Consider the following 15300-nt stretch of genomic DNA (forward strand, 5'->3'; position numbering starts at 1 on the left):
TACGACAGAGCTGTTATCTACTCTCATAACTGACAAATAAGCATTTGTCATGACTCTGATAAATCGCTACACTTTGTAGTAAGTCTACACAACAGTAAGTAATCTTTGAATAAGCTAGGGATGTCATCGATGGATATGACATCGTAGGATCTATATTGAAACTTACTTTGTGAACCAGCCTTTTATGCGATATAAAACAAAAAATAGGACAGCGCATGCGCCAATGGATTGCTTTAAGTTTACTGTGCATGAGTGCGTTGCTGCTGCCTGTATCGGCATCAGCGGCTTGTGACTCGCCCATCAAATTTGGGGCACTGACATGGGAGAGTGGCCAATTTATCTCAGGTGTGCTCAAATATATCGTAGAAGATGGCTATGGCTGTACGATTGAGGAAGTACCTGGAGCAGGGCCTGCATTGGATACTGCGCTGTCACAAAATGACATTCAGGTGATTGGTGAGCAGTGGATTGGGCGTTCTCCTATCATGGAGCAAGCGATTGAACAAAACAAAGTGGCCGTCATTGGAGATACGCTAAAAGGCGGGGCGACCCAAGGGTGGTATGTCCCGCGTTATGTGCTAGAGGAAAACCCAGGTCTGCGCCGCTATCAAGATTTGCCAAAATATGCTGAGCTGTTTAAAGACCCTGAAGATCCAAATAAATCACGTTTTATGAACTGTCCAACTGGTTGGACGTGCGAGATATTCAATACACGATTGCTCAAAACCACAGGTTTAGAGCGCGTTTTTAATAACGTTCACCCGGGCACAGGGGCTGCGCTTGATGCCGAGATTTCATCGGCTTTTGAGCAGCATAAGCCACTATTATTTTACTACTGGCAGCCTACAGGTCTGATGGCAAAGTATGATTTTGCGCCATTGGGTTTTCCAGCTCATAACGACGCCTGTTGGCAGGATTTGTTACTAGCAGAGGGTACTATGGATTGTGTCTCTGGATTCCCTGTATCGCCTTTAGGTATTGCAGTCTCTACGCCATTTATTGAGTCTAATCCTGAGCTGGCGAATGTCTTCAAAAAAATACAGTTTACTTCTGATGAGCTCAATGGCGCTATCTTAGAGATGAGCGAAAGCAAACGTAGCGGTGACGAGCAAGCATTGGTGTTTTTGCGTGAGAACCCGAATGTTTGGCAAGGATGGTTGACCGATGAGGCTGCTACCAATCTTGCGGCGAAGTTAGGTATCAGCTTAACAGGCGATGCTATCGACAATACGGCTTTTAATAATAACTCTGCCAATGATAATCAACTCGGCCTCGCATCAAGCTTTCCTTTATGGTCACTTGAGACTCCTCTCAATAACGCTTTAGCAAGCGTCGTCCAAAACTATGGGGGTGTATTCCGTACTATCAGTACCATGGCACTCACATATCTATTGCTACCTATTGAGCGGTTGTTAACCGCTATCCCGCCTTGGCTGATTATTGCATTTGTGACTGTGCTTGGTTGGTTTGGTGTCCGCAAGATTTGGTTTGCGCTGGCATGCGGTGCAGGATTGTTTTTGATTGGAGCATTTGGCTTATGGGGTGCATTGATTGATACGTTGGCATTGCTCATCGTCTCGGTGCTGGTCACCATCGTGATGGGTATTCCTATCGGTATTGCGATGTCAAGCAGCCAGCTGCTGCGCAAAGTGGTGACGCCTGTACTGGATGTCATGCAGACCATGCCAAGCTTTGTATATCTGATACCCGTGCTCATGCTGTTTGGCATTGGCAAAGTGCCTGCGCTATTTGCCACAATTATTTATGCCTTGCCGCCACTGATTCGCCTCACGATGTTGGGTATCACGCAAGTCAATCATGAGATGGTAGAGGCGGGTCGCTCATTTGGTAGCACTCATATGCAGCTGCTTATCTGGATTAAGTTACCACAGGCATTGCCCAGTATCATGGCGGGTGTTAATCAAGCGGTAATGATGTCGCTCTCTATGGTCGTACTGGCCTCGATGATTGGTGCCCCTGGTCTGGGTGAAGATGTGTTGCAATCCATCCAAACGCTCAATATCGGTCAAGGTCTACAAGCGGGTACAGCCATCGTTATCGTTGCCATTATTATCGACCGTATCACCCAAGCGTTTGGTCAAGGCAAGCGTGCCCGCCAAAAAACCATTCAAGCAGGCAAACGTCCGATTGGGTAAGGTTTGTTTAGCGGTGACCATGCAAAGCTATAATAATAAAATCCACCTAAACAGTGAGAGTCATAATGAGCCATATCCAGCTAAAAAATATCAGTAAGATTTATAATGCCACTCGTACGCAAGCGCAGTCTGCATTGGCACTATTGGCTGACGGTATGGATAGCATCGAGGTGAAAGCAAAAACGGGTTATTCGGTGGGTCTTTATGACATCAATCTGGACATCGAGGCGGGTGAAGTACATTGTATAATGGGGCTGTCAGGCTCTGGAAAATCTACGCTAGTACGCCATATTAATCGCTTGATTGATCCAACCAGTGGAGAGATATGGGTAGATACGGCGAGCAATACTAACGTTAAAGCTGGCAACAAATCTGGTAATAAGACAGACATCGACGCGACTGATTCTTCCCACATAGCCACTGATACACCAGCAATGGCTACTGCCACCAATGCTATTAATATTTTAGCGCTGAATGACAAACAGTTGCAGCAGTATCGTCAGCAATCGATCAGTATGGTCTTTCAGCATTTTGGTCTGGTGCCGCACATGACCGTCATACAAAACGTTGCTTATGGTCTACGTGTGTGTAAAATGAGTGTTAGCGAACGTCATGAAACGGCAAGACATTGGCTGAATGAGGTGGGGCTATCAAATGTAGAGGGTAGCTATCCGGATGAGCTGTCTGGTGGTATGCAGCAACGTGTTGGACTGGCGCGTGCACTAGCAACAGACAACCCGATATTGTTGATGGATGAAGCATTCTCCGCCCTTGATCCGCTCATTCGCGCCCAACTACAAGAGCAACTGTTAGCGCTGCAAGATCGCCTAAACAAAACCATTGTCTTTATTACTCATGATATTGATGAGGCAGTCAAAGTAGGTCAGCGCATTAGTATTCTAAATGGTGGTCGTTTGATCCAAACAGGTACGGCACATGAGTTGCGTCATCACCCTGCAGACCGTTATGTCGAGCAGTTTATGAGCATAAAGTCATAATTGGCATTGCTTATTATAGTCAATCCTCTATAAAAGAGTGACAGCGTTAACCTCACTTGAAGTATCACATATACATCTGCGCTCGGTTGCCTTGACTCTCTTTTGAACTGAATCAACTATAGTGAAAAATCGATGAGTAGAGCATGTTCTAATGAAAGAGGTTAAGCCTTACTAGGTACAGACTATTTGCTGTTCTTATTGAGATGCTATTTTGTGTCAATCATGCGCGAACTCTGAAATAAACCACAAACTTCGTTATACTTGACGGCTTATCGATACTTCATCATTTTTGGCTTTGTCTTATTTGTTATCCATATATAACGTCGCTTGGTCTATCAGGTGACATCTATTTTTACTTTTGCACTTTTTAAGGCCATAGCATGACCGCTACTTATGCACCTATTATTACCTCATTGCTTGATAATGATTTGTACAAATTTACCATGCTACAAGCCATGCTACACCAGTTCCCGCAAACACATGGCGTCTATCGTTTTCGCTGCCGTAATAATAAAGACACCTCATACCCACTGGCGGATATTCAGCAGGATTTAGAGCAGCAAATAGACAGCCTGTGCGAGCTACGATTTTTGCCAGATGAGCTAGAATACCTGCGCAGTTTACGTTTTATTCGCTCAGATTTTGTCGATTATCTGGAGCTGTTTAAGCTAAAGCGCCGTTTTATCACGGTCAGTACGGATGACAAAGGCCGCTTATCTATCGATATCGAAGGACCGATGATTCAGGCGATGTTCTTTGAAGTATTTGTACTGGCCATCGTTAACGAGCTTTATTTTAATGCACTCTCCAGTGAGAGCGTGATTGCTGAGGGTCAGCATCGCCTTGATGAAAAAGTGGCGTTGCTGCATCAATATGCTGGCGAGCAGAAAAAAAATGGCCAAGACAAACCGCCATTTATCGTGGCAGATTTTGGTACGCGTAGACGATTTAGCAGACGCTGGCAGGCCCATGTGGTCGAGACATTATATAAAGCCGAACCAAAAATTGTGAGTGGCACATCCAACGTCTATTTGGCTAAGCAGCTTGGAATGACACCGATAGGCACGATGGCGCATGAGTTTATGCAGGCTTTTCAGGCATTGGATGTGCGTTTGCGTGACTCACAAAAGGCCGCGCTGGAGTCATGGGTGCACGAGTACCGTGGCGACTTGGGCATCGCGCTGACAGATGTGGTTGGGATGGATGCTTTCTTACGTGATTTTGATTTATATTTTGCCAAGCTGTTTGATGGGCTGCGTCATGACAGCGGTGACCCTTACATCTGGGGTGATAAGGCGATTGCCCATTATGAAAAGCTCAAGATAGACCCAAAGACCAAGATTCTGACCTTTAGTGATGGGCTAAATCTAGGAAAAGCGTGGGAGCTGCACCAATACTTTAAGGATCGCATTCGAACCAGTTTCGGTATTGGCACCAATCTCACCAACGATATGGGCATCACGCCGATTAATATTGTGCTGAAATTGGTGGAGTGCAATGGTCAGCCAGTGGCTAAGCTGTCTGATAGCCCCGGTAAGACCATGATCAATAACGACACGTATCTTGCCTATCTTCGTCAAGTGTTTGAGGTTGATGAGCCTGAGTAAACGAAAGGCAGAGCCCAAATGAGCTTGATGCGCTTGGTTTGACTAATCAGCTGCTATCTAGTGGCAGGTTTTTATTTAACTATCAATACTGCTAGTAGATTTTTCTTCGGCAAAGGCGGCGTCTAATGCTTGTTGTACGGCGTTGATACGGGTCTCGCAAACTCGATAAGCGGCAATAGACTCTTCGACCGTGGTCATGAGATTGTCAATATCAGGCTCGTCTTGCTGCTGTAGTTCAGCGGCATTGGTTTTTAAAATATCGTAAGCCGCCTTAAAGGTCTTTGGGGCGGCTTTTTTGCGTCTGCGAGTTGTGGTTGTCATAGAATTTCCTAATTTTTAAAGGTAAGTAAATCAGTAATCGTTAGATATTATTATGTGGTTAAGTTGGAATGTCTGAGGTTTCCGTCGCTTTATTATCCATATTGACATCAACAATCTGTGCTGTTGCATTGCCATCTTTTAAAATGATATTGACGGTTTGCTCGGGAGAGAGTTGTGTGCTACTGGTGAGTGTCTGTTTGTTTTTGACATCCGTTAGCATGGTATAGCCTTGTTTGAGCACGCGGGAAGGGCGATGTAATAGCACAATGTCACGTAGATGTTCGCTATCACGCTGCGCTTGTATGATTTGCTGCTGCGCGCTATGCATGATGGTTGTTTGGTGGTTTTTGCTAGCAGTCGAGGCTACCGTTAATTGCTGCTGAGCCAAGGTTTGCGTTTGCTGATAGTGCTCAGCTGTTAGTCTGACTACTTGTTTGACTTGTCGCTGGGCACTTTGCTGAATACTACGCCATGCATAATCACTGTCTTTTTGTAGGGCAGTCAATTGCCCGATAGTTTGCGATTGTATTTGGCTTAACTGGCGTGCAGTTTGTTGCTCAGCAGTATTTAGTTGACGCTGTGCAGCTTGCTTGATTTGCGCTTGGTATTGCAGCGTCTGAGTAATGAGCTGTGCTAAGTGGCTACTAATGGCAGCGATGACTTTTGATGGTGTATCAAAACTGGTATGCGCCACTTCGTCTAAAATCACTTTATCACGCTCATGGCCGATGCCCACCCAGACAGGAATAGGCTGCTCAGCAACCAACGCCGCCAGTTCATAATCATTAAGATAAGCCAAGTCCCCAACCGCACCGCCGCCGCGAATAATTACCAATAGATCCGGCAGGTGCTGATAGGTCTCATAAAACTGCTGCTGAGCACTGACGATGGCTTGGCGGATTTCGCTTGGCGCATGATTGCCTTGAAACGTAGCGTTATGATAATGGAAGTGACAAGCACCTGTACTGGCTAAGCGATCCGCATCTGCTTGAAAGTCTCCCAATCCGGCTGCCTTTTCGGGAGCGATGACCAGCACATGCTCGATATCAAATGGCGCGGGAAGCTGTTGATTGAGATGCAATAGCCCTTCACCTGTTAAGCGGTCGACCATTTCTGCATATTGCCGTGCCAAGTCGCCTAGTGTATAGCTAGGGTCGATGTCTTCAATGGTGATTGAAAAACCATACTGAGCATGAAATCCTGCCGATACTTTGAGTAGTACGGTCAAGTCACGCTCAAGTGGCATACCCGTTGCCCGCTCAAACTTGGCCAATACACGGGCAGCTTTAAAGCGCCATAGATTACCACGGCAGCTGGCGACCACTTTGCCATCATCGTCTTTTTCGGCCAACTCAAAATAGTAGTGACCACCTTTACTCGATAGATTGCGGATTTCTGCTTTGACCCATACTCTATGATCAAAGGTTTGTTTAATGACCATCTCAACCGCTGATAGATAGTCACTCAGGCGCAGGACAGTATCTTCTAAATTCACTTCAAGATTGTTTTCTTGCTCAGCGAGTTCGGCCTCTAAAGTCGCCAAATCTTTGGCAGGCGTTAATACTTTGGCTTGTTTGGTGTTTGAAAGATTGGGTTTGCGCATGATAAAAGACCAAAGATAAGTAAGACGTAAAGGCTGATGAGGACATGTTAAATACAATAGAAGTAGTTTAACGTAAAAGAGAGCACACAAAAAGCGATGCCAACAAGCTTTGATTGATATATTATCTATATCGCAGTTTGTTGGCTACTTGCTTAGTGGATATTGTATGTCATTTGATATTGGCGGTTGGATCTTAAGCTTGGTTTCGCCTACAGACAGCTATCGTATAAAGAAAGGCAGTTCGCTATTTATTGGCCTATTGGCAGCGAAAGTTAATGGTATATTCATAATCGTCATCGCGTGATAAGTCTGGTGTTCCCGTGCCAAATATCGAGCCAACGACAGCACCTACTTGACCAACCATACGGCCAGTACTCTCATTTAAGATGCCATTATATTTTACATTGTCATCGACGATGATCACTTGCTTACTGCGACAAGTTTTTTGCGCGCTATCTATCGCATTTTGCTGCGCTTTAACTTTAGTCTTGGCGATGCCTGTTGTCTCATAGATAGAGTTGGCACGTTGAATCACTGGTGATGAAGGTGTGCTCTGGCAGGCACTCAATACGAGTACAGCCGCTAACGTGGTGGTCAAACCGGCAGTTTTATTGAAAATATTCATAAGTAATTCCTAAAGTTTATAAACAGAACCTATTTCTCACGCAAAACGATAGCAGTGATAAGCAAGTCTCATGAAGATAGCCTATCTACGTATTAAGTGTCTAGACGGTTATTGTGTGCTGTATTACAGTGGCATTGCCAGTGAATGCTATTATGCATGACACATTTGTGCATGATACATTCCAAAACAAGTAACATCGCACGTCTATCGATAGACAGTATGAGTCTAAAATGCACCCGTACACAGCAAACCACTTGAAATATGCCTCATATCTAGGATAATTGAGCCATTCGTTTTTTACTAACTTCCATTTTTATTAATAAGTAACTTTATGCAATTGATTCCTGCTCCTGCTGGTGTGCTCGAGGTCGACGCACTATGGCAACAAGACAATCCTAACGACCCAAATACAGATACAGTAGCGCTGCTTTGCCATCCAAATCCGCTATTCGACGGTACGATGAATAATAAAGTCGTTACGACCATGTATCGTTTTGCCCGTGATAATGGCATGCATGTGGTACGCTTCAACTTTCGCGGCGTTGGCCAGTCGACAGGCGAGCATGACTATGCCGAAGGTGAAGTGGTCGACGCAATGACCGTGCTACAATGGATCGCCGAGCAAACCAATGCCCGCAAGCTCTGGCTGGGTGGTTTTTCTTTTGGTGGTTATGTCACGGCACGCGTGGCTGAGCAAGTTCTGGAGGCCTCACATATATGGGGCGTGAGCGATTTTGAGATATCAAAAATCGCCCTTATCGCACCGTCAGTTGAAAAAAATGACAGCAGTGATATCAGCTTGCCCGTTGATAAAACCTTTGAGATTTATGGTAATGCGGATGAGGTGATCGAACCTGACAATATGCAAGCATTTGCTGATCGCTTAGGTATTGAGGTAAGCGTTGTGGATGGCGCGGGTCACTTTTTTCATGGCCGTCTATCAGAGCTGAAAGGTTTATTGGAAAAGCATAGCTTTGGACAAGACAGCTAATTTGTTTGTTACCTAGCTCAGCTTTATATTTTTCGTTTTGATATGGTTTAGTATGGCTTGCTTGGTAGCACCAGCACCGTGCTAAATAGTTCCACTATTTTGACATTTATTTAATCCAACGATGAGTCGTATTATGAGTTTATCTCCATTGCAACGTTACGAGAAAGCCGTCAGTACCGATGAGTTTACTCGAGATGAGCAGCAATTTCAGGCCATGAGCTGTCTTGATGAGATATATCATCAGCTCATTAATAGCGCACCGCAAAAGAAAGGCTTTTTTGGCTTTTTAAAATCTAAACCGGTTGCACCAATGGGTTTATATATGTGGGGCGGCGTAGGGCGCGGCAAAACGTGGATGATGGATATGTTTTACGACTCATTGACCATTGAGCGTAAAATGCGTCTGCACTTTCATCACTTTATGCAGCGAGTTCATAAAGAGCTAAACAAGCTACAAGGCGAAAGTAATCCGCTTGAAAAAGTGGCTGATATCATCTATAAAGAAGCGGTTATTATCTGCTTTGATGAGTTTTTTGTCTCTAACGTTTCTGATGCCATGATACTGGGTGATCTGTTTACCATGTTGTTTGAGCGCGGTATCACTTTGGTCGCCACATCAAACATTGAGCCATCTGGGCTGTACAAAGACGGCCTGCATCGTGACCGTTTTATGCCAGCTATTGCGGAAGTTGAAAGTCACACTGCCGTGATGAATATTGACTCTGGTATTGATTATCGTCTGCGTGTCTTGCAGCAAGCAGAGTTATATGAATCGCCCCTGACTAAAGCCAACTACCATTGGTTGGCCAACCGTTTTGCTAGCCTATCAAATAACCAAAAAATTAGTAAAGAGCCCATTACTATCAACGGCCGTGAGGTCAAAATTAACGCTCGTACCGAAGATATTTTGTTTTGTGATTTCCGTCATCTATGTATGGCACCGCGCTCAGCTGCTGATTTTATCGAACTTGCCAAGCAGTTCAGTACGGTGTTGGTGGATTCAGTACCAGCGCTAGATGATGACCTACGTGATCCAACGCGCCGTTTTATTTATCTGGTTGATGAGTTTTATGATCGCCGTGTCAAACTGCTCGTGCGAGCAGAGCAGTCGATTTTGGACTTGTATCAAGGAGAAAAATTGGCCTTTGAGATTGAGCGTACTCGCTCACGTTTGCTTGAGATGCAATCAGAGGACTATCTGCGATCTGATCACCGCGTTGAAGATGCAGCGTAGCTGACAATGTTAAGAGTTATTAGCAAAAAATAGTAAGAGATAACGATAAATGAGGATAGAAAATGACGGTCATAGACGAAAACAACCAAGAAATAGATGACAAAAAACTGTCAGTTAAAAACGTAGCAGCAAATGATATATCCTCTACCAGTGATGAGCTGATTGGCTGGATTAATTCAAGACGCAGTATGGGTAATCTGGATATGCCTGCGCCCACACGTGCACAAATTGAATCTGCTATTGAATGTGCGACGACCGCGCCAGATCATAAAAAACTGACCCCATGGCGTTTTATTGTGACGCAAGGCGCGGCACGTCATGAGTTAGGTCAAGCATTGCTCAAAGCAGCTCAGGAGCAAGCAGTAAGGGATGGAGAAGAGTTGTCTGAGAAAACCATACAGAAAACCCAAAATATGCCGTTACGAGCGCCTCTGATCATAACGGTCGTGACTCAAATGCAGGTGCACAAAAAAGTGCCGTCTTTTGAGCAAATGCTAAGTGCGGGCGCTGCAGTGCAAAATTTAATCTTGGCTTTGAAGGCTCAAGGATTCAGTACCGTATGGCGTACTGGACTGCTATGTAATGAGCCTGCAGTAAAAGAGTATTTCAACGTGGGTCCAGATGATTATGTGACCGCTTTTGTTTATACTGGCACCAGTCCAAAAGATGAATCCAAACGCAAACCTATAGATATCGAGCCATTGGTACGCTTCGAGTCATGATTTGACCAAGCCCAGTCTTTTGGTCAAAAGCTTTCAAAACAATTTTGCCTATACGAGTAGGCTGAAGACAGCATTTAGCACCAAATATCGGTTACTAGCACTAAATATCAGTTACGATGGGTTTTATTGATAATACGTCAGTCAACATGGATAAAAGAACATGACAAGTCCTAACAATAGTAAAAAAGACAATGACAGCGATAACAAGGAAGTGGTCAAAAACACATCTGAAAAACAAAATGGTATGCTGGCAGGTATCCTTGAGCGGGCAACAAAATCAGGTATCGGCCGCAAAAAACTGAACCCTAGTGCAGTAGAGTCAGCAGTGGCAAAAGGCATGGCAGAGATTCATAGCAACCCTACTAAGCTGCGTCTAGTATTTTTGGGCGGCGGTAGCTTCGGTACGGCAATGGCAAACTTGGCTGCTCGTAATGGCTGTGATACTACGCTGTGGGTACGAAACAAGCGTACCGTTAAGGCGATGGCAAAAACCCAAACCAATAAGAAGTATTTGCCTGGCTACAAGCTGGATGATCGCTTGAAATACAGCCACGATTTGGCCGCATCAGTCAAAGACAAAGACATCATCTTCATTGCTGTACCGGGTCTGGCATTTCGAGAGACCCTAAAAAGTATTGCCCCTTTTATCAGTGGGCAGTCTATTGTCTCATTAACCAAAGGCATGGAAAAAGACACCTTTGCGATGATGAGTGATATTATCAAAGAAGTGTTGCCAGAAGTGAATTTCGGTGTCATGTCAGGGCCGAATTTAGCCATTGAAATCATGAAAAATATGCCATCTGCGACCGTGATTGCTAGTGAATCTGAGCCTCTGCGTCACGCGGTGCAAGCAGCACTGCACAGTGCCTTCTTTAGAGTATTTGCGAGCGACGATGTCAAAGGTGTCGAGCTTGGTGGCGCTCTCAAAAATATCTATGCAATTGCTATGGGTATGGCAGCAGCTTATGAAGTAGGCGAAAATACCAAAGCGATGATACTGACGCGTGCATTGGCAGAAATGAGTCGTTTCGGCGTTGAAGAGGGAGCCAACCCGCTCACTTTCTTAGGCCTATCTGGCGTAGGAGATTTATATGCCACTTGCAGCTCAGAGTTGAGCCGCAACTATCGTATCGGCAACATGCTCGGTCGCGGTATGAGTATTGATGCAGCGGTCAAAAAGCTTGGCCAAACTGCTGAAGGGGTCAATACCATTCAGCAAGTACACGAAAAAGCCACCAAAGCTGGTATCTATATGCCGATCACCCATGCGCTTTATGCTGTGATTTATGAAGACAAGGCCGCACTGGGCGTTGCATTACATCTGATGGAAGCCGGTTTCCGTAGTGATGTTGAGTTTGTGATGGCGCACGATCATAGCAATGCGGCACTGACGGCTCACATGAAAACCTCTAATAGCGGTGCCAAGAATAAAAGTGATGCTGATAAGTAAAATATATTACTAAGAGGTAGTATTAAGAGACCGTATAACTCAGTGTGCCAAGGAAGGTTATGAAAATTATATTAGTACGTCATGGTCAAGCAGAAGATGAGACGCGCCCAGATAGTGCGCGTCAGTTGACAAGTTTTGGTCAGCAGCAAGCCGCGCAAACGGCAGCGTATCTCACCACTCATTATCGTCCAGATTATTTTGTGGTCAGCCCTTACACTCGGGCGCAGCAAACTCTAGCTGTGCTGCAATCGCTTGTACCAGGCGTGCCTTCATCGATACAAGACAATATCACACCCTCTGATGATGCCCGTCAAGCGCTGATAGATATTGGCAATATTGAAGCTGAGTGTCTGGTCGTGGTCTGTCATATGTCTATCGTGGCTTATATCGCCGGACTGCTCACAGGTGAGTATCCTGAGTCATTCTCGTTGGCAGAAGCGAGAGTGTTTGAGATGGATTTTGTGATGACTGGCATGGCAACTGAAATTGATCGTTTTGTGCCTGATCAGCCTTATTAGGGCGTGTCCTCATTTCAAAAATGGTGATAAAAATGAGATAAATTGCAGTCAGACAAGGAAAATAGCGCAGATAATATCGAGATATTAGTCAGCTATTTGACGCTGTTTGGCAAGATTTAGCCATTTTTAACCCATTTAGATGACTATCGATTGAATTGAGGACACGCCCTAGACTGGTTGATAGATTTACTGCTTAGATGTGAGCGATAGAAAGTATTGTATAACCGCCGCAATAATTGAGGACACGCTTAGTGTTACATGTTTGGTTAAGAGCGCAGCATAGTCCACTAGCTGTCTGGCACGAAGATATACAGCAATGGCAAACGGTTGATGGGTGGCAACAGCTGCAAACCATCTATGGTAACTATAAATCCAATGGCCAAAAAACGCTTTGTTTATACTTTCCTTCAAGCCACGCACTGCAAGTGGATACTGAGCTCAATATTGCCCAACTCAAACAATTGGGTAATACTGGTAAGCAGTATTTGTTTGAAGAGTCGTCATTGACGCCTGTTGAGCAGCTGTCTATTCGTCAATTGAATCATGCGGATGATACGCAACTGTATGCACTGGCGCAAAGTGACATTGAGGCATGGCAGCAAAGTGCCGAGCTGGTTGGCTTACATATCGCTGCGCTGCTTCCAGATTTTTTGTTGCTGTCGCCGCCAGAAGAGGGGGCAGGTCAGCAAGTAACCCTTTATCAAGATGAGCATACGATACTACTGCGCCAATCATGGCGTCAGGGTATGGCCGTTAGTTATTTGCCATTGATATTTGAGCGGTTTTCTTATTTGAGTGAAGTGATGGTATTGCCAGCTATTGAGGCTGCAGAGGATCCTTTAAACCCATCAATGCCAATGAGTTTTGTGGCACAAACAGCCGCACTTGTTGCAGATCATCAGCTTTTACTCACGACATTGGCCACGACGCCCAAGCCAGTCGACAATCCTGAACGTCATGCGCTTAACTTCTTTATCAAGTCAACGGATTCGCAGTTGTCACCGTATCTACGGGTTGCGATGGTGGTGGCGCTATCTGCCTTAGTGCTACAGATGGCAACCGATGGCGTGCAGTGGTATCAATATAACGCAGCGAGTGCTGCGACTAAGACCGAAATTGCAGCGCAGTATCAATCTTGGTTTGCCGACGAGCCGCTGAGCACACGCACCAAACTCCAAGTACAGCTGCAACCAAAATTGCGTAGCGATAGCCAAGCTGCGGCTGCACATATGGCAGTACTATCACGGATATCACCGCTGATTAAGCAATCTTCATTGCGTGCGCAGGCCTTAGTCATGCAGCCCTCAGCCCTCAGCTTTACGTTAATTGCACCAGATCGTGATAGTTTGGATAAGTTTGCAAGTGCGCTTGTCGAGCAAGGATTGAGCGCCAAGCTAGAGCAAGTCAATAGCAATGAGCAAGGTCAATTTAGCGGTCAAGTTACTGTCAATGTGGTAGAAAACAATGTCGTAACAAGCAATGCGTCATAATTCATCAAGGTATTGGTAATAAAGGTCAAAACATGAAACGATTACAGCGCCGACCCAAACGCAGTGCAGCTGTCTCTACAACCAGTACTAAAACACATGCATTTTCAGAGCGTGTGAGCAGTTATCAAAATGGATTGGCGACGCGTTGGCATCGGCTGCCTGCACGTGATCAGTTGGCATTGGCTGTATTGTCAGTATTTTTACTGTTATTTATCGGTGGCTATGGTGGTTATAGTGTTCATCAAGCAGCCAATGACAGTAAACGCGGCTATCAGGAGCAAGTAGCAGATTATTTTTGGTTACGTGCTCAAGCAGGTAATATCGATAATAAAGCATCGAGTGCGGCTACTACAGTTGATGGAGAGGCTGATATGCCACCTGCTAGTCGTATTAACGCGTTGTTGAATGGTTCTGGCATTGCAAATGCTCAAGTGGTTGCAGCTGGTGATTCAGTACAATTGAGCTTTACGCATCCGAGCCAAGCAGTGGTCAGTACGGCACTTGGCAAACTTGAACAGCAAGGTTGGCAGTTCACGCAATTGTCTATGCAGCAGGATACAACCAACAAATCGATTCAGGTACAGGCGACAGTCGCTTTATAGAATGCGTCAGACAGATGCTTAACTCTCAGTCATTTTTATACCATTGCATTTTGTATTTGATTTCGAACTAGGGCGTGTCATCAATTAGATTGTGAGGCTTAAAATGAGAAAAGTTGTAGATAAACAAGGAAGAAATTGCCGTTAATATGAACATATTGACAAAATTACTGACGATGTTTAGCAAAATTTAGCCATTCTAAGGCCACTAAATGTATTCATGTGCTAATTGATGACATGCCCTAGGGCTTTATCCTTGGTATCATTGAAAAGCCACTCATCTAGCACCATTAAATGTGTATTAGCCAAACACATATAAATTATAAACAATCGCTCGATAGCCAATCCGATCAGCAGTCACATCACTAAACTGCCTCTACCTATAGCGATTAATGAGCACAAATACGACCTGTAAGGAAAAAACCCTATAATGAGTGACAGACTGAGAAACGATACGCAGCGTTCTTTGACTACTTATAATCACATCACTTATTTTCTATATGTGATCAGTTACTTTACGGCAGGTCTACTGTGGATTGTGCCGATTGTCATGAACTATGCCAAACGTCACGATGCTGATGGAACCTGGCTGGCCACGCACTTTGATTGGCAGATTAAGACTTTTTGGTACAGTATTGTTTGGTTCATCGTTGGCATTATTATCATTACCTTTGCATTTGGTGGCTTTGGCGTCAGTATGCTGGCTGATAGTGGTAATATTGCTATCGGTTCGGTATTGTTGGCAGGGGTGGGTTTACTTATTATGACCTTTACCTTTATCTGGCATTTATATCGTATCATTCGCGGCTGGATTGCGTTGACCGATGGTCGTCCTGTGCCCTGATAGCGATTAATCTGTATTCACTACAGCGTGAATATAGAAATTTACCGCATGAAACTTTGCTCTTATTTCTGTTAAGCTGATATAATCGCTGCGCCTGATTTCATTCGCATTATTCATTCACTTTTTTTCGAGCAGGGTCTGT

General features: G+C 44.8%; 14 protein-coding genes. 11 read left to right on the forward strand and 3 right to left on the reverse strand.

The features are described 5' to 3' along the window. Positions 1–215: 215 nt before the first annotated feature. The 3 genes from IP510_RS01755 (at position 216) to pncB (ending at position 4761) form a co-directional block, all read left to right on the forward strand. Positions 216–2156 (forward strand): glycine betaine ABC transporter substrate-binding protein, encoded by a 1941-nt coding sequence (locus IP510_RS01755; protein WP_194363070.1) that lies wholly within the window; start codon positions 216–218, stop codon positions 2154–2156. A 65-nt stretch (positions 2157–2221) separates the two neighbouring features. After that, positions 2222–3154: an ATP-binding cassette domain-containing protein gene (locus tag IP510_RS01760; protein ID WP_194363071.1), complete on the forward strand. Its 933-nt coding sequence runs from the start codon at positions 2222–2224 to the stop codon at positions 3152–3154. 380 nt (positions 3155–3534) lie between these two features. Next, positions 3535–4761, forward strand: a complete 1227-nt coding sequence (gene pncB / locus IP510_RS01765) for a nicotinate phosphoribosyltransferase (RefSeq protein WP_194363072.1) — start codon at positions 3535–3537, stop codon at positions 4759–4761. A 75-nt stretch (positions 4762–4836) separates the two neighbouring features. Here pncB and xseB read toward each other — a convergent pair whose 3' ends face one another. From xseB to IP510_RS01780, 3 genes are all read right to left on the reverse strand, one after another. Next, positions 4837–5082, reverse strand: coding sequence for an exodeoxyribonuclease VII small subunit (gene xseB / locus IP510_RS01770; RefSeq protein WP_194363073.1), 246 nt, complete (start codon positions 5080–5082; stop codon positions 4837–4839). A gap of 58 nt (positions 5083–5140) precedes the next feature. After that, positions 5141–6685, reverse strand: a complete 1545-nt coding sequence (gene xseA / locus IP510_RS01775) for an exodeoxyribonuclease VII large subunit (RefSeq protein ID WP_194363074.1) — start codon at positions 6683–6685, stop codon at positions 5141–5143. A gap of 256 nt (positions 6686–6941) precedes the next feature. Further along, positions 6942–7310: a hypothetical protein gene (locus IP510_RS01780; RefSeq protein WP_194363075.1), complete on the reverse strand. Its 369-nt coding sequence runs from the start codon at positions 7308–7310 to the stop codon at positions 6942–6944. A gap of 331 nt (positions 7311–7641) precedes the next feature. Here IP510_RS01780 and IP510_RS01785 point away from each other — a divergent pair, with 331 nt between their 5' ends. The 8 genes from IP510_RS01785 to IP510_RS01820 all read left to right on the forward strand — a co-directional run bounded on the left by IP510_RS01785 (position 7642) and on the right by IP510_RS01820 (position 15158). Continuing rightward, a complete protein-coding gene (locus tag IP510_RS01785) occupies positions 7642–8301 on the forward strand; it encodes an alpha/beta hydrolase (RefSeq protein WP_194363076.1) in 660 nt (219 codons plus the stop codon). Between the two features lie 133 nt (positions 8302–8434). Then, on the forward strand, positions 8435–9535 hold the full coding sequence (zapE, locus tag IP510_RS01790) for a cell division protein ZapE (RefSeq protein WP_194363077.1): 1101 nt from the start codon (positions 8435–8437) through the stop codon (positions 9533–9535). A gap of 62 nt (positions 9536–9597) precedes the next feature. Next, positions 9598–10257 (forward strand): nitroreductase, encoded by a 660-nt coding sequence (locus IP510_RS01795; RefSeq protein WP_194363078.1) that lies wholly within the window; start codon positions 9598–9600, stop codon positions 10255–10257. Positions 10258–10417: 160 nt separating this feature from the next. Further along, positions 10418–11707, forward strand: coding sequence for an NAD(P)H-dependent glycerol-3-phosphate dehydrogenase (locus tag IP510_RS01800; RefSeq protein ID WP_194363079.1), 1290 nt, complete (start codon positions 10418–10420; stop codon positions 11705–11707). A 59-nt stretch (positions 11708–11766) separates the two neighbouring features. Further along, positions 11767–12225 carry a SixA phosphatase family protein gene (locus IP510_RS01805; protein WP_194363080.1) on the forward strand — a complete coding sequence of 153 codons (459 nt, stop codon included), beginning with the start codon at positions 11767–11769 and terminating at the stop codon, positions 12223–12225. A gap of 251 nt (positions 12226–12476) precedes the next feature. Beyond that, positions 12477–13715 carry a type II secretion system protein GspL gene (gspL, locus tag IP510_RS01810; RefSeq protein WP_194363081.1) on the forward strand — a complete coding sequence of 413 codons (1239 nt, stop codon included), beginning with the start codon at positions 12477–12479 and terminating at the stop codon, positions 13713–13715. Between the two features lie 32 nt (positions 13716–13747). Then, positions 13748–14317: a type II secretion system protein GspM gene (gene gspM / locus IP510_RS01815; protein WP_194363082.1), complete on the forward strand. Its 570-nt coding sequence runs from the start codon at positions 13748–13750 to the stop codon at positions 14315–14317. 427 nt (positions 14318–14744) lie between these two features. Further along, on the forward strand, positions 14745–15158 hold the full coding sequence (locus IP510_RS01820) for a DUF4870 family protein (RefSeq protein ID WP_194363083.1): 414 nt from the start codon (positions 14745–14747) through the stop codon (positions 15156–15158). Positions 15159–15300 lie beyond the last annotated feature (142 nt).

It is taken from the genome of Psychrobacter sp. NG254 (assembly GCF_015277735.1).
In the GTDB taxonomy this organism is placed as follows: Bacteria; Pseudomonadota; Gammaproteobacteria; order Pseudomonadales; family Moraxellaceae; genus Psychrobacter.